This is a genomic window from Pseudomonas sp. Q12-87, assembly GCF_001269755.1.
Classification (GTDB): domain Bacteria; phylum Pseudomonadota; class Gammaproteobacteria; order Pseudomonadales; family Pseudomonadaceae; genus Aquipseudomonas; species Aquipseudomonas fluorescens_S.
This window is the reverse complement of record NZ_LHVI01000013.1, coordinates 209,641-228,111: the sequence shown is the minus strand read 5'-3', so window position 1 is coordinate 228,111 and position 18,471 is coordinate 209,641. Positions and strand designations below refer to the sequence as shown.

At 61.1% G+C, this 18,471-nt stretch carries 20 protein-coding genes; 6 read left to right on the top strand and 14 right to left on the bottom strand.

All coding sequences use genetic code 11. The annotated features are described in order from the left end of the window. Positions 1-88: 88 nt before the first annotated feature. The gene (locus AD663_RS08940; protein ID WP_003179956.1) at positions 89-394 is read right to left on the bottom strand and encodes a hypothetical protein; all 306 of its coding nucleotides are present in this window, start codon (positions 392-394) and stop codon (positions 89-91) included. A gap of 130 nt (positions 395-524) precedes the next feature. On the opposite strand from AD663_RS08940, the gene AD663_RS08935 reads away from it, so the two are divergent. Continuing rightward, the gene (locus AD663_RS08935; RefSeq protein WP_003179954.1) at positions 525-722 is read left to right on the top strand and encodes a hypothetical protein; all 198 of its coding nucleotides are present in this window, start codon (positions 525-527) and stop codon (positions 720-722) included. 44 nt (positions 723-766) lie between these two features. Here AD663_RS08935 and AD663_RS08930 read toward each other — a convergent pair whose 3' ends face one another. From AD663_RS08930 to AD663_RS08900, 7 genes are read right to left on the bottom strand one after another with little or no spacing between them, the layout of a single operon-like run. After that, entirely contained in the window at positions 767-1,795 is a 1,029-nt protein-coding gene (locus AD663_RS08930) for a nucleoside hydrolase (RefSeq protein WP_003179952.1), read from the bottom strand. Positions 1,796-1,838: 43 nt separating this feature from the next. Further along, positions 1,839-2,243, bottom strand: coding sequence for a D-ribose pyranase (gene rbsD, locus AD663_RS08925; protein WP_003179951.1), 405 nt, complete (start codon positions 2,241-2,243; stop codon positions 1,839-1,841). Beyond that, a complete protein-coding gene (rbsK, locus tag AD663_RS08920) occupies positions 2,240-3,154 on the bottom strand; it encodes a ribokinase (protein ID WP_003179949.1) in 915 nt (304 codons plus the stop codon). The genes rbsD and rbsK overlap by 4 nt, the downstream gene beginning before the upstream one ends. 24 nt (positions 3,155-3,178) lie before the next feature. Then, the gene (locus tag AD663_RS08915; RefSeq protein ID WP_003179947.1) at positions 3,179-4,198 is read right to left on the bottom strand and encodes a LacI family DNA-binding transcriptional regulator; all 1,020 of its coding nucleotides are present in this window, start codon (positions 4,196-4,198) and stop codon (positions 3,179-3,181) included. A 3-nt stretch (positions 4,199-4,201) separates the two neighbouring features. Further along, entirely contained in the window at positions 4,202-5,179 is a 978-nt protein-coding gene (locus tag AD663_RS08910; RefSeq protein WP_003179946.1) for an ABC transporter permease, read from the bottom strand. Continuing rightward, positions 5,176-6,729: a sugar ABC transporter ATP-binding protein gene (locus AD663_RS08905; protein WP_003179943.1), complete on the bottom strand. Its 1,554-nt coding sequence runs from the start codon at positions 6,727-6,729 to the stop codon at positions 5,176-5,178. The genes AD663_RS08910 and AD663_RS08905 overlap by 4 nt, the downstream gene beginning before the upstream one ends. Before the next feature lie 58 nt (positions 6,730-6,787). Further along, positions 6,788-7,744 (bottom strand): sugar ABC transporter substrate-binding protein, encoded by a 957-nt coding sequence (locus tag AD663_RS08900; protein WP_003179941.1) that lies wholly within the window; start codon positions 7,742-7,744, stop codon positions 6,788-6,790. Positions 7,745-8,054: 310 nt separating this feature from the next. Between AD663_RS08900 and AD663_RS08895 the strand changes: the two genes are divergently transcribed. Together AD663_RS08895 and AD663_RS08890 are read left to right on the top strand one after the other, a co-directional pair. Next, positions 8,055-8,354 carry a DUF1654 domain-containing protein gene (locus AD663_RS08895; protein ID WP_033045963.1) on the top strand — a complete coding sequence of 100 codons (300 nt, stop codon included), beginning with the start codon at positions 8,055-8,057 and terminating at the stop codon, positions 8,352-8,354. Between the two features lie 5 nt (positions 8,355-8,359). Continuing rightward, positions 8,360-9,049 carry an endonuclease gene (locus AD663_RS08890; RefSeq protein WP_003179935.1) on the top strand — a complete coding sequence of 230 codons (690 nt, stop codon included), beginning with the start codon at positions 8,360-8,362 and terminating at the stop codon, positions 9,047-9,049. Between the two features lie 50 nt (positions 9,050-9,099). On the opposite strand, the gene AD663_RS08885 is transcribed toward AD663_RS08890, so the two are convergent. After that, entirely contained in the window at positions 9,100-9,462 is a 363-nt protein-coding gene (locus tag AD663_RS08885; protein ID WP_003179933.1) for an SPOR domain-containing protein, read from the bottom strand. A gap of 248 nt (positions 9,463-9,710) precedes the next feature. Here AD663_RS08885 and csrA point away from each other — a divergent pair, with 248 nt between their 5' ends. Then, positions 9,711-9,905 carry a carbon storage regulator CsrA gene (gene csrA, locus AD663_RS08880; RefSeq protein ID WP_003179932.1) on the top strand — a complete coding sequence of 65 codons (195 nt, stop codon included), beginning with the start codon at positions 9,711-9,713 and terminating at the stop codon, positions 9,903-9,905. A gap of 196 nt (positions 9,906-10,101) precedes the next feature. Here csrA and AD663_RS08875 read toward each other — a convergent pair whose 3' ends face one another. The 3 genes from AD663_RS08875 to AD663_RS08865 all read right to left on the bottom strand — a co-directional run bounded on the left by AD663_RS08875 (position 10,102) and on the right by AD663_RS08865 (position 13,898). Continuing rightward, complete coding sequence (locus tag AD663_RS08875; protein ID WP_033045962.1) at positions 10,102-10,557, bottom strand: DUF2214 family protein; 456 nt, start codon at positions 10,555-10,557, stop codon at positions 10,102-10,104. Between the two features lie 239 nt (positions 10,558-10,796). Continuing rightward, positions 10,797-12,179, bottom strand: coding sequence for a cysteine--tRNA ligase (cysS, locus tag AD663_RS08870; protein ID WP_003179925.1), 1,383 nt, complete (start codon positions 12,177-12,179; stop codon positions 10,797-10,799). Positions 12,180-12,200: 21 nt separating this feature from the next. Further along, positions 12,201-13,898 carry a glutamine--tRNA ligase/YqeY domain fusion protein gene (locus AD663_RS08865; RefSeq protein WP_003179923.1) on the bottom strand — a complete coding sequence of 566 codons (1,698 nt, stop codon included), beginning with the start codon at positions 13,896-13,898 and terminating at the stop codon, positions 12,201-12,203. Positions 13,899-14,147: 249 nt separating this feature from the next. Between AD663_RS08865 and AD663_RS08860 the strand changes: the two genes are divergently transcribed. Continuing rightward, positions 14,148-14,651: a peptidylprolyl isomerase gene (locus AD663_RS08860; RefSeq protein ID WP_003179921.1), complete on the top strand. Its 504-nt coding sequence runs from the start codon at positions 14,148-14,150 to the stop codon at positions 14,649-14,651. Further along, positions 14,648-15,415, top strand: coding sequence for a UDP-2,3-diacylglucosamine diphosphatase (locus AD663_RS08855; RefSeq protein ID WP_003179920.1), 768 nt, complete (start codon positions 14,648-14,650; stop codon positions 15,413-15,415). Before AD663_RS08860 ends, AD663_RS08855 begins: the two co-directional genes overlap by 4 nt. A 119-nt stretch (positions 15,416-15,534) precedes the next feature. Here the strand turns inward: AD663_RS08855 and AD663_RS08850 are convergent, their stop codons facing one another. Further along, complete coding sequence (locus AD663_RS08850; RefSeq protein WP_003179918.1) at positions 15,535-17,064, bottom strand: DHA2 family efflux MFS transporter permease subunit; 1,530 nt, start codon at positions 17,062-17,064, stop codon at positions 15,535-15,537. A 193-nt stretch (positions 17,065-17,257) separates the two neighbouring features. Beyond that, positions 17,258-18,457, bottom strand: coding sequence for an efflux RND transporter periplasmic adaptor subunit (locus AD663_RS08845; protein ID WP_003179916.1), 1,200 nt, complete (start codon positions 18,455-18,457; stop codon positions 17,258-17,260). Positions 18,458-18,471 lie beyond the last annotated feature (14 nt).

Below are 18,471 nucleotides of genomic sequence, written 5' to 3'. Positions count from 1 at the left end.
ACTGGCCCGCCCCTCATTCGGAAAATCGGAGTTTGCCTGAGCCCGGCCGTCCGTTCAGCCCGCAATCGTGACTGAATATGAACGACGCTTAATAAACGTCGATGTAATCAAAGGGCGGATGAGGCCAATTGTCCTTCAGCGCGTTATAGATCTGCATGACCCAGACCTCGTCGCTGGCAGCGACTCGCCCGACATAGCCCGAGCCCTTGGCCCACGTCTCGAGCCGAAACAGCAGGCCGTCGATGTCGGCACCGCCGACCACACCCGAAGACAGATAGGCGATGCCGCCCTTGGTCACCCGCAGCTGGGTATGCTCGTCATCGCTGGCTGAGGCGAGCAACTGGCGAACCGCCTCAAGGGTCAGGCCGCCAGGAGCGTTCAAGTCGATCTGCACTGCGATGGCTCCTTGAAAAACAAAAAAACAAGTGTCGCACAGCCCTTGCCTGATGCCTAAGTGGCAGTGCCAAATCCAAGGCAAAAATGCTTAACTCAACCTACAGCCTCCCACTCTCGCGAGCCCTACCATGAGCACCGTCAGCATCGAAGCCACCATCAATGCCAAATGGACGGAGGGCCACAGCTCCTACAGCCCGGCCAGCCCGGAAGAACTGGCGATCATCGGCATAGAACTGCTGGTCAAGGAATTGGGCACGGAGGTCGCCCGCAACTTCATCCAGCAGGCGTTCGAACGATATACCAGCGTCGTTGACGCGGTGGATTGAACTGCGCGCCCAGGAACTACCCTGCGGGCGCGCAGACAGGCAGGTCATTTGAGGCGCGCGAGACGCTCGGTCAGCAGATCGAAAAAGCCCTGGGCATCGCCGTTTTCCACCCAGAACGCGTTCTTCGGCGCTTTCAGGCCGTCGTACCAGTCGACGATGGTCTGCCCGAATGTCGGCCCCTCGCGACTGTCCACCACGACATTGACCGAACGCCCAGTAAACAGCTGCGGCTTGAGCAGGTAGGCGATCACCGTCGCGTCATGCACCGGTCCACCGGTCATGCCGTAGTGCTCCATGTCGCCCTTGACGTATTCATTGAGAATATCGCCCACCAGTTTGCTGGCATTGTTGTTCAGCGCGGCGATCTGCTTCAGGCGCGCTTCACTGGTGAGGATCTTGTGGGTCACGTCCAGCGGCAGGTATGTCAGCTTCACGCCGCTTTTGGCGACCACCTCGGCCGCCTGCGGATCGGCGTAGAGGTTGAATTCAGCCACTGGCGTGATGTTGCCGCCGTTGAAATGCGCGCCGCCCATGATTACCACTTCCTTGATGCCTTGGACGATGTCGGGCTCCTGGATCAACGCCAGGGCCAGGTTGGTCTGTGGGCCCAGCATGGCGATGGTGATGCTGTGGGGCTTGGCCGCCTTCAGCGTATCGATCAGGTAGTTGACCGCGTTGCCCTTGGCCAGCCCTTGCTTGGGCTCGTGCACGGTGACACCCGACAGGCCTTCCTTGCCATGGATGTTTTCCGCGTAGATGGGCGTGCGCAACAGCGGCTTCGGCGCACCGGCGTACACCGGCACCTCTTCACGCCCGGCCCACTCCCGGGCCAGGCGAGCGTTGCGGGAAGTCTTGTCCAGGCGCACGTTGCCGGCGACAGTGGTCAGCGCGCGGATGTTCAATTCCTCGGGCGATGCCAGGGCGAACAACAGCGCCACCACGTCGTCGGCACCGGGATCGGTGTCGATGATCAGGTCGATCTTTTCCGCCGCCTGGGCGCTCGTAGCAGTGATCAAGGACAAGAGCAGCAGACTCCGGAACAATTGGTGCATTTTCTGAGCATAGCGGTGCATGGCGCACTCCTTGTGCAGGTTGACAGAACTCGACGGTGCCGGGTTAGAACGTCACCCCGGCGATCAGCACGATGTTGCAATACGGGGAGCATTCTCCTGTGCGAATGATCGCCCGGGCTTCTCGGCTGAGAATCTTGAATTGCTCATGGCTGACCCGTTCACGCGTGCCCAGCGCGCCTTCGGCATGCAGCGCGTCGAGCGTCGCCAGGGCTGCCGGTTGTCTGTCGAGGATTTCCTCGGCCAGCACGTGGCTCTCTACCTGCATTTCGCTGAGCACCACCTTCAAGGTGCTGACGAAGTCCGGTATGCCATGGGTCAGTGCCAAGTCGATCAGCTCGACCTGGGGCGGCACCGGCAGGCCGGCATCACCGATGACCACCTTGTCGCCATGCCCGAGCGAGGCGATCAGTCGCGACAGTGCCACATTCAACAACGGCGTCTTTTTCATGATTTGAAAGCCTGTACTTCGAGCAAAGTTGGGATTGAAGGCTGCGCGCCGGCGCGGGTGACTGACAGCGCGGCGGCGGCCTGGCCGAAACGAATCGCCTCGACCTCGCTTTTGCCACTGGCCAGGGCAGCGGCGAACCCGCCGACAAAAGTGTCACCCGCCGCCGTGGTATCCACCGCCTTGACCCGCGGGGCCGGGAAGTGTTCGAAGCTGGCGCCATTGGCGAACATCAGTCCCTGGGCCCCCAGGGTCACGATTACCTTGCCGGCACCGGCCGCGATCAAATGCGCCGCGGCGGATTCGGCGGTTTCCAGGGAGTCCACCGCCAATGCGCTGAGCACGGCTGCTTCGCTTTCATTGGGGATCAGGTAGTCGACGCAGGCGTACCAATCGGCCGGTAACGCGTGGGACGCGGGGGCAGGATTGAGGATGACGATCTTGCCCAGTTCGCGGGCCCGCTTGAGGGCATAACCCACCGTCGCATCCGGCACCTCGAGTTGGCAGATGACGACATCGGCGCCTTGCAGCACCTCATCGAAACGGTCCAAGACATCGGGGATGAGCGCACCGTTGGCACCGGCAACGATGACGATTGCATTCTGGCTGTTGTCATCGACAACGATCAGCGCGACGCCGCTCGAGCCGTCCACCGCACTGACCGCCTGGCAATCGATGCCCTCGGCCAGCAGCGCCCCTCGCAGTTGCTGCCCATAGGCATCGCTGCCGACGCAGCCAACCATCGATACCTGCGCGCCCAGGCGCGCGGCGGCCACCGCCTGGTTGGCGCCCTTGCCACCGGGGATGGTGCAGAACGACTCACCAATCAGCGTCTCACCGCCACGGGGCAGGCGCGGCGCCCGAGCCACCAAGTCCATGTTCAGGCTGCCTATTACCACTACTTTTGCTGGCATACATCACTACTCATCAATTCGGTTTCAGCGGTATTGGGCGAATGTACCGGACAGCGGCGCAGTCGACTCTCGCAGGACAATACTGGGCGTGACAATCCGCTGTTCGGTGGCAACCCGTGGCGTCGCGATACGCTGCAGCAGCACTTGCGCCGCCATCTCGCCGAGCTGCAGGATCGACTGCCCCACCGTGGTCAACGCCGGGTAGACATAGCGGCTCATTTGAATGTCATCAAAACCGATGACGGACAGTTCGCTGGGCACCCGCACGTTGCGCTCGGCAGCGGCGCGCAACACGCCGATGCCGATCATGTCGTTGGCGGCAAAAATCGCGCTTGGCGGCTGGTTCTCCAGCAACTGCGCTGCTGCGCGGTAGCCACCGGTACTGGTGAAATCGCTTTCGAACATGCGACCGACGGGCAGCTCGATCCCGGCCTCTTCCAGGGCGCGGCAGTAACCGGCCCGGCGCATCTGCGCCACGCTGGTATCGGCCGGGCCACCGATGAACGCGATATCCCGGTGGCCAAGTTCGAGCAAGTGCCGGGTCGCCAGGTACGCGCCGTATTCATGGTCGATGCGCACCAGGTCCGCGTCCACGCCGTCGAGACCGCGGTCGACGATAACCATGGGCGTGCGCACGTTGGCCAGCCCTTCGGCCAGGCCGACATCGCCCCCAGCGGAAGCGACGATCAGGCCATCGATGCGTTTTTCCAGCAGCACCCGCAAATAGCTGCGCTGCTTGTCCGGGTTGTCGTCGGAATTGCACAGGATCACGCAGTAGCCGTTGCGCTCACAGTAATCCTCGATTCCCCGGGCCAGTTCGGCAAAGTACGGGTTGAGGCTGTTGGGCACCAGCAGGCCGATAGTTGCCGTGGTCTTGGCCTTGAGCGACCGGGCCACGGCGCTGGGCACGTAGTCCAGGCGCTCGATAGCCGCTTCGACCTTGAGCCGCACTTCTTCGCTCACTGGCCGCGTCTTGTTCACCACGTGGGACACGGTCGTGTAGGAAATCCCCGCGAGCGCTGCCACATCCTTGATCGTCGCCATGGCTCAGGCCCGCCGACTGGCGCGCTGGCTGCGATAGGTGTCGAGCACGACCGCCACCACAATCACCGCACCGGTGATGATGCGTTTGGTTGGCTCAGTGGCGCCGATTTGCGCCAGGCCCGCCGCCAGCACCGAGATGATCAGCACACCGAAGAACGTGCTGATGACCGAGCCACGCCCCCCCATCAGGCTGGTGCCTCCGATGACCACGGCCGCGATCACCTGCAACTCGAGCCCTGAGCCGGCGTTTGGATCCGCAGCTTCCAGGCGAGAGATCTGGAACAACGCCGCCACACCGGCCAGCAAGCCCATCAGGCTGAATACGAGGATTTTGTAGGGCTTGGGATTGATGCCCGCCAGGCGCACGGCTTCTTCATTGGTGCCGATGCCGATCAGGTAGCGGCCGAACACCGTACGGGTCAGCACTGCCTGGGCAATGAAGATCACCAGCAAGGCAATGATGAACGAAGGCGAGATACCGAAGGCGATGGGGTTGGACAGCCAGGCGAACGAGTCCCCGATGTAGGCAGTGCGCGAGCCGGTCATCTGGTACGCCAGGCCCCGGGCCATTTCCAGCACGCCGAGGGAAACGATGAACGATGGAATCCGCCAGGCCACGGTAATCGAACCGGTGACCGTACCCGCCAGCGCCGCCACGGCCATGCCGAGCAAGGCCGACGGCCAGACGCTCCAGCCCCAGCCGAGGACAGCCACGCTGACCGTCGAGGCCGCCAGGGCCAGCACCGAGCCCACCGACAGGTCGATGCCGCCAATGATCAGGATGAAGGTCATGCCGACCGCCAGCACCATGAGGTCCGGAATTTGGTTGGCCAGGGTGCTGAAGGTGTCATAAGACAGAAAATGGCTGCTCAGGGTCGAGAACAGCGCAACCATGGCGAGCAAGGCACCGGCCAGGCCGAGGTAAGTGCCCAAACCATAAAAGTTGCCATTGGATTTGCCGACGGCAGATGCGGTTTTCATGAAAGATCCCTAGGCGCTGCTTCGTTGAGCAACGCATCACGTTTCTGGTAGCCGGCGAATGCGGCGGCAAGCAAGTCATCCTGGGTCCAGCTGTCACGCTCGAAGGTATCGATCAGGCGCCCGGCCGACAGCACGCCGATGCGGTCACAGATCAGCATCAGTTCGCGCAGGTCACTGGACACCACGACCAGCGCCTTGCCCTGGCGCGTCAACTCACCGAGCAGTGCATAGATGTCGAACTTGGCGCCGACGTCGATGCCACGGGTCGGCTCGTCGAACAACAGCACCGAGCAATCACGTTCGAGCCAGCGACCGATCACGACTTTCTGCTGGTTGCCGCCCGACAACTCGGACACCAACTGCGTCGGGCTGGAACTGCGGATGCGCATGGCGTCGATCTGGCGCTGCGCCAGGGCGCTTTCGTCGCGACCATTGACCAGGCCGGCGCTGGAAATCTCCGGCATGTTGCCCAGGGCAATGTTGGCCGCGATGGATTGCGTCAGCAGTAGGCCTTCGCCCTTTCGGTCTTCGGTGATCAAGGCGATACCGTGGGCCACCGCATCGGCCGGCGACCGAATGTTCGCGACCTTGGCCGGCGAGCCCAGCGCCACAGTGCCGCTGTCGGCGGCATCGGCGCCGAAAATCAGGCGCAACAGTTCGGTACGCCCTGCCCCGATCAGGCCGGAGATGCCGAAGATCTCACCGCTGCGGACTTCGAAGGACACGTCGCGAACCTTGTCGGCACGGTTCAGGCCCTTGACGGTCAGGGCCGGCGCGCCAATCTGGCGCGGGCCGAGGTCGATGTGCTCGCCCAGCTCCCGGCCGACCATCAGGGTCACCAGTTGTTCGCTGTTGTAGTTGGCCATCGGCTCGACGCAGACGAGGTTGCCGTCACGCAATACCGCGATGCGCTGCGCCACCCGTGCCAGTTCTTCGAGACGATGGGAAATGTAGATGATCGCCACGCCCCGGGCCTGCAGGCGGGTGATCTGTTCAAAGAGCATCTCGACTTCACGGGCCGTCAGCATGGCGGTCGGCTCGTCGAGAATCAGTACATGGCAATCGCCGATCAGGTTGCGGGCGATCTCGACCATTTGTTGATGGCCGATACCCAACTCACCGACCAACGTGTCGGGGTCGATCGCATCGAGTCCCACCTGGGCCATGGCCTCGATCGCGGCCTGGCGCAATTGCTTGCGGTTGATCCAGCCACCACAGCCGGGCAGGTTGTCGAGAAACAGGTTTTCAGCCACGGACAGGGTCGGCAGCAGGTTGAGTTCCTGCATCACCATGCGCACGCCCAATTCTTCAGCCTGGGTACGGCTGCCGGGGCGATAATCCTGCCCTTGAAACTGCATCTGCCCGGTGGTCGGCGTCACCAACCCGCCGATGATCTTGGACAAGGTGCTTTTGCCGGCGCCATTTTCGCCAGTCAGCGCCAGCACTTCGCCGCGCATCAGCGTCAGGTCGATGCCGGTCAGTACCGGCTGGGCATAGGTCTTGCCGATGCCGCTGACGCAAAGGACAGCGTTCGGGTCGCGAACGGACATAACAAACTCTCCAATGCGCTCGCCCGGATGGGCGAGCACCGTTGTGTCGCCAGGATAACTACTTGGTCACCAGCTCGACCGGAGTTTCGATAACGCCGTTGGTGCCGCTGTCGACTTTTTCGCCCTTGAGAATCTTCAAGGCCGTCTCGATGCCGAACACCGCCTGCTTGGCGGCGAACTGGTCGGCTGTCGCCAGGACGCGACCGTCCTTGAGCATCGGCTTGATGGCATTGATGTTGTCGTAGCCGACCACTTGCACCTTGCCCGCCTTGCCCGCAGCGCGCACGGCCGAGACCGCACCAACCGCCATGCTGTCGTTACCGGCCAGCAGCGCCTTGATGTTCGGGTATTCGCTGAGCATCGACGCGGCAACCTGGTTGCCTTTGTTGATTTCCCAATCGCCCGATTGCAGGGAAACGACCTTGACCTGCGCCGCTTCCATTGCATCCTTGAAGCCAGCAGTCCGCGCCTGGGCATTGGTGGTGGTGGACACGCCTTCGATGATGCCGACTTCGTCACCGGCCTTGAGCTGCTTGGCCAGGTACTCACCCACCAGGCGCGCGCCCTTGCGGTTGTCCGGGCCTACGAAAGGCACATTGATGTTCTTGCTCTTGACCACGGCTGGGTCGAGCTGGTTATCGATGTTGATCACGGTGATGCCGGCATCGACGGCCTTCTTGATCACCGGGACCATGGCCTTGGAATCTGCCGGGGCGATGATCAGGGCATCGACCTTGGACACGATCATCTGCTCGACAATGCGGATCTGGTTGGCGGTGTCGGTTTCATCCTTGATCCCGTTGGAGATCAGATCGAAATCGGCGGAGTGTTCCTTCTGATAGGCCTTGGCGCCATCTTCCATGGTCAGGAAGAATTCATTGGCCAATGATTTCATGACCAAGGCGACCTTGGGTTTTTCAGCGGTCTGGGCAAATGCCGAGGAGAAAGGCAACGTAGCGGATGCGGCCGCGAGCATGGCGACAGCGAGAAGGCGTCCAGCGAATGGCAACTTCATGGGTTCACTCCGATCTTATGATTATTGTGGGCAAATCAATGCACGGAACGCCGCGCAAACGTTTGCGTGGAATGAACTATGGTAAGGGATCGTTGATTTGTCAACGTTGCGGTTTGGCCCGCAGCGCTAACGATGTAAGCCCGTCGTGTTGACCGTCGAGTCTGAACATAGGTACGCGTCTGGGCAGCGGCCGATTTCATGAACAGGTAGTTTGCCCGTTTACGCGGCTCAATAAAAAAATTACTTTTCCTACATCAAAACGAAAAAAGCGCTGTCAGACGATTTTCTTGAATTTTAAGCAGTTGCGTAAATGCCTACGGTTAAATACTGTATGCACGTACAGCTTAATAAGGATAATCCTGTGGCCACCCCTCCCGCTGCAACTACCCCTTTAGATTCCTATACGCGACTTGGCCTTCGGGTCTCGAAAATCATCAACGCCCCCACTGCCCAAAAAGCCAAGGCAGCCCTGATATTCCGCCTTCCCGACGAACCGGTGGATGAGTGGGAGCGCCTGTTGGAGGAAATCGACGAGAACGACAACGTGACCCTCGCCTATCGCGACGATGGCGGCGTGCAGGTTTTCTGGGTAGTGCCGAAGGAAGATTGAGCCTGATGAGTATTCGCTGTTTTGCTTTATTGCTTGTGTTCATCGCCACGGGCGCACAGGCCGGTGCGCCGCGCACCTTCAACGAAGCCAAGAAAGTCGCCTGGAAACTCTACGCCCCGCAATCCACCGAGTTCTACTGCGGCTGCAAATACACCGGCAATCGCGTGAACCTGGCGGCTTGCGGTTATGTGCCCCGCAAGAATGCCAGCCGCGCCGCACGCATTGAGTGGGAACATATCGTCCCGGCGTGGGAGATCGGCCATCAGCGTCAATGCTGGCAGGCAGGCGGTCGCAAGAATTGCACGCGCTACGACCCGGTCTATCAACGGGCCGAGGCCGACCTCCATAACCTGGTGCCGAGCATCGGGGAAGTGAATGGCGACCGCAGCAATTTCAGCTTCGGTTGGCTGCCCGTGCAGAAAGGCCAGTATGGCTCATGCCTGACCCAGGTGGATTTCAAGGCGAAGAAGGTCATGCCTCGTCCGTCGATCCGGGGCATGATCGCCAGGACGTATTTCTACATGAGTAAACAATACGGCTTGCGCCTTTCGAAGCAGGACCGGCGCCTGTACGAAGCCTGGGACAAGACCTACCCGGTCGAAAGCTGGGAACGCCAGCGCAACCAGAGCGTGGCGTGCGTGATGGGGCGCGGCAATGAGTTCGTGGGCCCGGTGGACATGAAGGCCTGTGGTTGACCCGACATTTGTGAACAGCACAAATCGACTGTGGGTTTTGTACTGCCCGATCACTGGGCCGTCGGGAAATCCACCACGAATGTCTCGATGTTGCGTTTTTTCGCCCGAACCAACGCGGCAACGACCTGCTCTTGCTTGGCTTCGGCTTCGGCCTTGGAACTGAACGGGCCAACCAGGACCCGGTCCTTGCCGTTTTCCCTGACGACACTCGACATGAAGCTGTGCTCGATGAGCCACCCGGTCAGGTCGCTGACGGCCTGCGGCGTTTCACCCCGCACCTCGACAGCCCATTGCGGTGCGGCGGCCACCGGTACGGACGTCGCGGCGGGCTTGGGCTTCGGTGCCTGGACATCACGTCCTTCACCACATCCTGCCAGCATCATTACCGCGATAACCCAAGCCAATTTGCGCACAACAGTTTCCCCCGGAAGACATGAGGGGCAGATTTTAGCACCCGTGCCCGCCAAGAACGCCGCAAACAGTGCTCAAAACACGAGAATCCTGTTCGACGTCTCTGTATAGTCGCACCCTGGGAATTAATGCTGCGTCTGTACGTCAGAAAGAGGCACCCACATTCTGACACTTAGCACTAATCTATAAGCAGTACCGACATCTGCACTGTCTGAATCAGGTGCCCTATAAAGCAATCAAGGAGAACACCATGCTGATACTCACCCGCAAAGTCGGTGAAAGCATAAACATTGGTGACGACATCACGATCACCATTCTGGGCGTTAGCGGCCAGCAAGTCCGGATCGGCATCAACGCCCCGAAAAACGTTGCGGTGCATCGCGAAGAGATTTATCAGCGTATTCAGGCAGGCCTTACCGCCCCTGACAAACCGCAAACTCCCTGAGCCTCGCAGCAGTCCGTAGCCAGCCCGTTTGCATTGACGCAATGGCTGGCTAAAGATTCAGGTCGACCGAGCCTTACCCTGCTCCATCCCGCCTTTGATTCTTCGTCCAGCCCCGTGAACCGATACTAATGGCATGGCTACCAGCATGGCTGTCAGACGTTTCGTTTTAATGGCAACGAAGCAGGCATGTGGCCGGTCAGCCCAGGCTTACACCTCGGGCCATTCCGGTGGCCGCGATCACCATCAAGACCAGCAGCAAGGCTTCGATGTGGCTGATCCGCGCAAACCGCCCGGCTTTCGATGGATCGATCGCCGCCCCCTTGCCCAAGGCCACGCGCCACTTGATCAAAGTGATCATCGGCGCGATCTCAAGCAACAGGATCAACACCAGAAAGGTCATCTTCAGGTGGAACAGCGGTTGGTGCAGGTAATAGTCCGAGCCTTTTTCATAGCCGCCAAAAGCCCGCATCCCGCCGGTGACCAATAACACCAGCGCCGACACGCCCCAGACATTGTCCGCAATCAACACATTCCGAACAGCGTCCACGCCTCCTGCCAGGCGTCGTAGCGCTGTGCCGCGCGTCAGCACCGCCCAGAAACCTAGGGCGAACGCAAGAAGATGAATGGCCGCCAGAAACCAATGAGCCAACATGGAAGAGCCCTGCCAGAGAACGTCGAATCGACCTGACAGTACTAGCTCATAAAAGGATGATTGCCAGACTGGGCACAAAAAAATGTGGGAGCGAGCTTGCTCCCACATTTTTTCTGCCAGACACGACGCAAATCAGTGTGGGAGCGAGCCTGCTCGCGATGGCGTCAAGTCAGCAACATAAATATTGACTGACAAACCGCTTTCGCGAGCAAGCCCGCTCCCACATAGACCAGGTGGACTCAGTCCGCCAGGCGCCAGGTCGTGCCGCCCTTGCCGTCTTCCAGCACCACGCCCATGGCGGTGAGCTGGTCGCGGATGCGGTCGGATTCGGCCCAGTCCTTGTTGGTCCGCGCGGTCAGGCGCGCCTGGATCAATGCGTCCACCTCGGCGGCGTCCACACGACCTTCGGCACCGGCCTGGAGAAAGTCGTCAGCCTCAAGCTGCAACACACCCAATACGCTGGCCAATTCCTTCAAACGCGCCGCCAGGCCCGCCGCTGCATTGAGATCGCTCTCACGCAGGCGGTTGATCTCGCGCACCATCTCGAACAGCACCGCACACGCTTCCGGCGTGCCGAAGTCGTCGTTCATCACTTCGGTAAAGCGTGCGACGAACCCTTCGCCACCGGCCGGCGGCACAGCCGGCAGGCCTTTCAACGCATGGTAGAAACGCTCCAGGGCGCCCTTGGCGTCCTTGAGGTTGTCCTCCGAGTAGTTGATAGCGCTGCGGTAGTGGCTCGACACCAACAGGTAACGCACGACTTCCGGGTGGTACTTGTCCAGCACGTCGCGAATGGTGAAGAAGTTGTTCAACGACTTGGACATCTTCTCGCCATTGATGCGGATCATGCCGCAATGCATCCAGGCGTTGGCGTAGGTCTTACCGGTGGCGGCTTCGCTCTGGGCGATTTCGTTTTCGTGGTGCGGGAATTCCAGGTCGCTGCCGCCGCCATGAATGTCGAAGGTCTCGCCCAGGCAGCAGGTGGACATTACCGAGCATTCGATGTGCCAGCCCGGACGCCCGGCGCCCCACGGCGAATCCCAGCTCGGCTCGCCCGGCTTGGCGCCCTTCCACAGCACGAAGTCCAGCGGATCTTCCTTGGACTCGTCGACTTCGATGCGCGCACCGATGCGCAGGTCTTCGATCTTCTTGCGCGACAACTTGCCGTAGCCCATGAACTTGGCGACGCGGTAATACACGTCGCCATTGCCCGGTGCGTAGGCGTAGCCCTTGTCGATCAGGGTCTGGATCATGCTCAGCATGCCAGGGATGTGGTCCGTGGCACGCGGCTCCAGATCCGGCTTGAGGATATTGAGGCGCGCCTCGTCCTCGTGCATGGCCTGGATCATGCGCTCGGTCAGCGCATCGTAGGGTTCACCATTTTCGCGGGCACGATTGATGATCTTGTCTTCGATGTCGGTGATGTTGCGCACGTAGGTCAGGTCGTAACCACTGAAACGCAGCCAGCGGGTCACCAGGTCGAAGGCGACCATGCTGCGACCGTGCCCGATGTGGCAGTAGTCGTACACGGTCATCCCGCAGACGTACATGCGGACCTTGTTGCCATCCAGCGGCTTGAAGACTTCTTTGCTCTTGGTGAGCGTGTTGTAGATCGTAAGCACAGGGTTTCCCTTAAGACTTGATCACTGACCCCAGGAATCGCGCAAGGTCACGGTACGGTTGAACACCGGAGCACCGGGTTTCGAGTCCTTGATATCCGCACAGAAGTAGCCTTCGCGCTCGAACTGGAAACGGTCTTCCGGCTGTGCGTTGCCCAGCGAAGGCTCGGCACGACAACCCGTGAGAACTTGCAGGGAGTCAGGGTTGATGTTGTCCAGGAAGCTGGCGCTGTCTTCGGCCTTCTCCGGGTTCGGCGAACGGAACAGGCGATCGTACAGGCGTACTTCGCACTCGACGCTGGCGGCGGCCGGCACCCAGTGGATCACGCCCTTGACCTTGCGACCTTCCGGGTTCTTGCCCAGGGTGTCGGGATCGTAGGAGCAACGCAGCTCGACGATGTTGCCGTCGGCGTCCTTGATGGCTTCGTCGGCGCGGATCACGTAGCTGCCACGCAGGCGCACTTCACCGGCTGGCTCAAGGCGCTTGTAGCCTTTTGGCGGCTCTTCCATGAAGTCGTCGCGGTCGATGTAGATCTCCCGGGCGAACGGCAGGACGCGCACGCCCATGTCTTCTTTCGGATGGCGCGGCAGCTCGAGGTTCTCGACCTGGCCTTCCGGGTAGTTGGTGATCACGACTTTCAGCGGACGCAGCACGCACATGGCGCGCGGGGCGCTGTGGTCGAGGTCGTCACGGATGCTGAATTCCAGCATGCCGAAGTCCACTACGCCGTCGGAACGGTTGGTGCCGACCATCTCGCAGAAGTTGCGGATCGATTTTGGCGTGTAGCCGCGACGACGGAAGCCCGACAGCGTCGACATGCGCGGGTCGTCCCAGCCGTTGACGTGCTTCTCGTCCACCAGTTGCTTGAGCTTGCGCTTGCTGGTGATGGTGTAGTTCAGGTTCAGGCGGCTGAATTCGTACTGGCGCGGGTGGGCCGGCACGGGCAGGTGTTCGAGGAACCATTCATACAGCGGACGATGGCTTTCGAACTCCAGGGTGCAGATCGAGTGGGTGATGCCTTCGATGGCGTCCGACTGACCGTGGGTGAAGTCATAGTTGGGGTAGATGCACCACTTGTCACCGGTCTGGTGGTGATGGGCGTGACGGATGCGGTACATGATCGGGTCGCGCAGGTTCATGTTCGGCGAGGCCATGTCGATCTTGGCCCGCAGCACCCGTGCGCCGTCCGGGAATTCACCGGCGCGCATGCGAGCGAACAGGTCCAGGTTCTCTTCGACGCTGCGACCACGGAACGGGCTGTCCTTGCCAGGCTCAGTCAAGCTGCCACGGTATTCGCGCGCCTGCTCGGGCGTCAGGTCGCACACGTAGGCCTTGCCGGCCTTGATCAACTCAACGGCCCAGTCATGCAGTTGGTCGAAATACTGCGAGGCGTAGCGCACTTCACCGGACCATTGGAAACCCAGCCACTTGACGTCGCTTTCGATCGCGTCGATGTATTCCTGGTCTTCCTTGGCCGGGTTGGTGTCGTCGAAACGCAGGTGCGTGACGCCGCCGAACTCCTGGGCCAGGCCGAAGTTCACGCAGATCGACTTGGCGTGACCGATGTGCAGGTAGCCGTTGGGCTCCGGCGGGAAGCGAGTGACGATCTGTGTGTGCTTACCCGAATCCAGGTCCGCCTGGATGATCGGGCGCAGGAAGTTGACCGGCACAGCCGGGCCGGTCTTGGAATTCGCGGTAGGGTCGACAGTGGGCTTGCTCATAGGATCCTTGAACGTACAAGTGCGCGGCCGGGTGCGGCCTGATAAATCAAAGCCCGTATCATAGCCGATGCTGTCAAGCACCTGACAGGCCAGGCCGGTAAACGATTGAATTTAATCGACGGTCAGATGAAAAACAGCCTCGAAATTCGCGCATGGCGCGCTAAACTGCCCAGCCTGGCCGATTACAGCCAGACCGGTTGCGGGCGTCAAAGCCCCGAAACCCACGAATTCCTTGAAAGAGTACCGATCATGACTCAAGTCAAACTGACCACCAACCACGGCGACATCGTCCTGGAACTGAACGCCGAGAAGGCACCGCTGACCGTTGCCAACTTCCTCGAATACGTCAAGGCCGGCCATTACGAAAACACCGTTTTCCACCGTGTCATCGGTAACTTCATGATCCAGGGCGGCGGTTTCGAGCCAGGCATGAAAGAAAAGAAAGACAAGCGCCCGAGCATCCAGAACGAAGCGGACAACGGCTTGCCGAACGAAAAATACAGCGTCGCCATGGCCCGTACCATGGAGCCGCATTCGGCCTCCGCGCAATTCTTCATCAACGTGGCCGACAACAGCTTCCTGAACCACAGCAGCAAGACCACCCAGGGCTGGGGCTACGCAGTGTTCGGCAAAGTGGTCGAAGGCACTGACGTCGTCGACAAGATCAAGGGTGTCTCCACCACTTCCAAGGCGGGCCACCAGGACGTCCCGGCAGAAGACGTGATCATCGAGAAAGCCGAGATCATTGAGTGATACTGCTGATTTCAGACTTGCATCTGGAAGAGGAGCGCCCGGACATTACCCGGGCGTTTCTGGATTTACTCGCCACACGCGCCCGCTCGGCGCAAGCGTTGTACATTCTGGGCGACTTTTTCGAAGCCTGGATCGGCGACGATGCCATGACCCCGTTCCAGCGCTCCATCTGCCAGGCCCTGCGCGAGTTGAGCGACAGCGGCACGGCCATTTTCCTGATGCACGGCAATCGCGACTTCATGCTGGGGCAGGCTTTCTGCAAGGCGGCCGGCTGCACCCTGCTCAAGGACCCGAGTGTCGTGCAGTTCAAGGGTGAACCGGTGCTGCTGATGCACGGCGACAGCCTCTGCACCCGGGACGAAGGCTACATGAAACTGCGGCGCTGGCTGCGCAACCCGGTCACGCTGTTCATCCTGCGCCACCTGCCCCTGGCCAGCCGCCAGAAGCTGGCGCGCAAGCTGCGCAGCGAAAGTCGCGCGCAGACGCGGATGAAAGCCAACGACATTGTCGACGTCACGCCAGAAGAGGTCCCGCGGATCATGCAGCAATACGGGGTGAAGACCCTGGTCCACGGCCACACCCACCGTCCCGCCATTCATAAGCTGCAACTGGGCGAGCACGCTGCCCGGCGCATTGTGCTGGGGGACTGGGACAAGCAAGGCTGGGCCTTGCAGGTGGATGAACAGGGGTTTGCGCTGGCGCCGTTCGGGTTTACCCCGCCGCCGCAGCTGCCAGCACCTGACACAATTTCCAGCCCAACCTGAATTCCCTGTGGGAGCGGGCTTGCTCGCGAAAGGGCCTTCACATTCAACATCATGGTTGACTGTCAGGCCGCCTTCGCGAGCAAGCCCGCTCCCACAGGAGATTGCATTTCACCTCGCGATCAGTGCCCCGCCGATGCCGGCCCCGCCTTCGCCGCAAACGGCGGCTTCGCCAGCCATACCAGCACGATCAGCCCCACGAACGCCCATCCCAGCAACGTGAAGTAATCCACGGTGGAGAGCATGTACGCCTGGCTGGTGAGGATCCGGTCGAGTTGGGCATAGGCCGGGGTACTGGCGCCGCCGAGCTGGTTGAGCGCCTCGCGGGTGGCCGGTTCGAAGGTGCTGATGCTTTCGCTCAGGTAGGCATGGTGCTGATCAGCCCGACGGATCCAGATCCAGGTGGTCAGGGACGCGGCGAAGCTACCGCCCAAGGTCCGCAGAAATGTTGCCAGCCCCGCGCCATCGGCAATCTGGTGCGGTGGCAGGTCCGACATCAGGATGCTCAGGGTCGGCATGAAGAACAGCGCCACGCCAATGCCCATGAACAACTGCACCAGGGCGACGTGCTGGAAATCCACTTCATTGGTGAACCCGGCGCGCATGAAGCAACTCAGGCCCATGGCGAGGAACGCCAGCCCGGCCAGCAGACGCAGGTCGAACTTATGCGCGTACTTGCCGACGAAGGGCGACATTACCACCGGCAGGATCCCGATGGGCGCCACCGCCAGCCCGGCCCAGGTGGCGGTGTAGCCCATCTGGGTCTGCAACCACTGCGGCAGGATCAGGTTGATGCCGAAGAAACCGGCGTAGCCCCCCACCAGCACAAGGGTGCCGATGCGAAAGTTGCGGTAGGCAAACAGCCGGAGATTGACCACCGGGTGGCGATCGGTCATTTCCCATATCACGAAAACCGCCAGGGCGACCAACGAGATCAGCGCACCGACAATGATGAAGTTCGATTCGAACCAGTCCAGGTCGTTGCCCTTGTCGAGAATCACCTGGAGCGCGCCGACCCCGATGATCAGCATGATCAACCCGACGTAGTCCATCGGCTGTCGGCTGGTGACCACCGGCCGCGCCTTGAGTTGCTGCTTCACCACCATCGCCGCGAAGACCCCGATGGGCACGTTGATGAAGAAGATCCACGGCCAGCTATAGCTGTCGGTGATCCAGCCGCCCAAAATCGGCCCGGCGATCGGGGCCACCACCGTGACCATCGCCAGTAACGCGAGGGCCATGCCGCGCTTGGCCGGCGGATACACGGCAATCAACAAGGTCTGGGTCATCGGGTACAACGGCCCGGCCACCAACCCCTGCAACACACGAAAGCCAATCAGTTCCGGCATCGAGGTGGAAATACCGCACAGGAACGACGCGAGCACGAACAACATGGTCGCCCACAAGAACAGCTTCACCTCGCCGAACCGACGGCTCAGCCATCCGGTCAGCGGAAGCGCAATGGCGTTGCTCACCGCAAACGAGGTGATGACCCAAGTGCCCTGCTCCGAGCTGACACCCAAGTTCCCGGAAATGGTCGGCAAGGCGACGTTGGCGATGGTGGTGTCGAGCACCTGCATAAACGTCGCCAGCGACAGCCCGATGGTGCTGAGCAACAGGCTGGGCGGCGTGAAGGACGCGTTATTGCTCATTGCGAAATCCTATGAAGCGAAGGTGGCGAAATCGTTTGGCTCACAACGCAAAACCTGTGGGAGCGGGGTTGCTCGCGAAGGCGATTCCACATTCAACATTTGTGTTGGCTGATACAGCGCATTCGCGAGCAAGCCCGCTCCCACAGGGGTTTTTCACCATCCTGCTAATGCAAAGACCAGCCTGCGATACTGACTAGCGCTGCACCGTCTTACTGGCAACCGCGCTGTTTTCATGGATCAGCCGCGTGATCATCGCGTCGGCGTCGGCCAGTTGCCGGTCGTAGACCTGGGTGCTGAACGAGGCTTTCTGCGGTGGCTGCTGGGCCAGTACCGGGCCGCTCTGGTCATGCAGGTTGACGCTGACCTGGGTCGACAGGCCGATGCGCAGCGGGTGCTTGGCCAATTCCTGTGGGTTGATATGAATCCGCACCGGCACCCGCTGGACGATCTTGATCCAGTTCCCCGTGGCGTTCTGTGCCGGCAGCAAGGCAAATGCGCTGCCGGTCCCGGCGCCGAGGCTGTCGATGGTGCCGCTGTATTTCACATCGCTGCCGTACAGGTCGGCCTCGATGTCCACCGGCTGGCCGATGCGCATGTCACGCAGTTGGGTTTCCTTGAAGTTGGCGTCGATCCACAACTGGTCCAGCGGGATCACCGCCATCAGCGCCGTACCCGGCTGCACCCGTTGGCCCAGTTGCACGGTGCGCTTGGCGACATAACCGGTGACCGGTGCGATCAGCGTGGCACGAGCGTTGGCCAGGTACGCCTGGCGCAATTGCGCGGCGGCGGACTGCACGTCGGGGTGGGACGACACGACGGTGTCATCCACCAGCGCGCTGGTGGTCTTGAGTTGTTGCCGGGCATTGGCCAGGGCGTTCTGCGCCGAGGTCAGGTCGTCGCGGGCATGGGACAGTTCCTCCTGGGAAATCGCCCCGCCGGCCGCCAGGTTCTTGCGTCGGCTGTAGTTTTCCTGGGCCTTTTGCACCTCGGCCTCTTGCGCGTTGACCTGCGCCCGCATGCCGTCGACGTTGCTGTACAAGCCGCGCACCTGGCGCACCGTGCGGGCCAGGTTGGCCTGGGCACTTTGCAGCCCGACTTCGGCATCGTTGGGATCGAACTGCACCAGCACCTGGCCTTCACGCACCAGGTCACCGTCGTCGGCACCGATGCTCACCACGGTGCCGGTGACTTGCGGCGTGATTTCCACCACGTTGCCGTTCACGTAGGCATCGTCGGTGCTTTCGCTCCAGCGCCCATAGAGTTCATGCCAGGCCCAGACACCCAGGCCGGCGAGAATGACCAGCAGCGCCAGGGTTCCCAGCATCACCTTGCGCTTGCGCGAATTCTTGCTGTCTTGGGCGTGTTCGGATTGAGTCGTTTCGGCAGTAGCCATGACAAGTACCTCGA

Coding starts and splice junctions, on each gene's coding strand:
- AD663_RS08860 (WP_003179921.1), top strand. CDS start 14,148: ATGACTCAAGTCAAACTGACCACCAACCACGGCGACATCGTCCTGGAA.
- rbsK (WP_003179949.1), bottom strand. CDS start 3,154: ATGCCAGCAAAAGTAGTGGTAATAGGCAGCCTGAACATGGACTTGGTG.
- AD663_RS08915 (WP_003179947.1), bottom strand. CDS start 4,198: ATGGCGACGATCAAGGATGTGGCAGCGCTCGCGGGGATTTCCTACACG.
- csrA (WP_003179932.1), top strand. CDS start 9,711: ATGCTGATACTCACCCGCAAAGTCGGTGAAAGCATAAACATTGGTGAC.
- AD663_RS08900 (WP_003179941.1), bottom strand. CDS start 7,744: ATGAAGTTGCCATTCGCTGGACGCCTTCTCGCTGTCGCCATGCTCGCG.
- AD663_RS08850 (WP_003179918.1), bottom strand. CDS start 17,064: ATGAGCAATAACGCGTCCTTCACGCCGCCCAGCCTGTTGCTCAGCACC.
- AD663_RS08845 (WP_003179916.1), bottom strand. CDS start 18,457: ATGGCTACTGCCGAAACGACTCAATCCGAACACGCCCAAGACAGCAAG.
- AD663_RS08905 (WP_003179943.1), bottom strand. CDS start 6,729: ATGTCCGTTCGCGACCCGAACGCTGTCCTTTGCGTCAGCGGCATCGGC.
- AD663_RS08890 (WP_003179935.1), top strand. CDS start 8,360: ATGAGTATTCGCTGTTTTGCTTTATTGCTTGTGTTCATCGCCACGGGC.
- AD663_RS08930 (WP_003179952.1), bottom strand. CDS start 1,795: ATGCACCGCTATGCTCAGAAAATGCACCAATTGTTCCGGAGTCTGCTG.
- rbsD (WP_003179951.1), bottom strand. CDS start 2,243: ATGAAAAAGACGCCGTTGTTGAATGTGGCACTGTCGCGACTGATCGCC.
- AD663_RS08935 (WP_003179954.1), top strand. CDS start 525: ATGAGCACCGTCAGCATCGAAGCCACCATCAATGCCAAATGGACGGAG.
- AD663_RS08895 (WP_033045963.1), top strand. CDS start 8,055: ATGCCTACGGTTAAATACTGTATGCACGTACAGCTTAATAAGGATAAT.
- AD663_RS08875 (WP_033045962.1), bottom strand. CDS start 10,557: ATGTTGGCTCATTGGTTTCTGGCGGCCATTCATCTTCTTGCGTTCGCC.
- AD663_RS08865 (WP_003179923.1), bottom strand. CDS start 13,898: ATGAGCAAGCCCACTGTCGACCCTACCGCGAATTCCAAGACCGGCCCG.
- AD663_RS08910 (WP_003179946.1), bottom strand. CDS start 5,179: ATGAAAACCGCATCTGCCGTCGGCAAATCCAATGGCAACTTTTATGGT.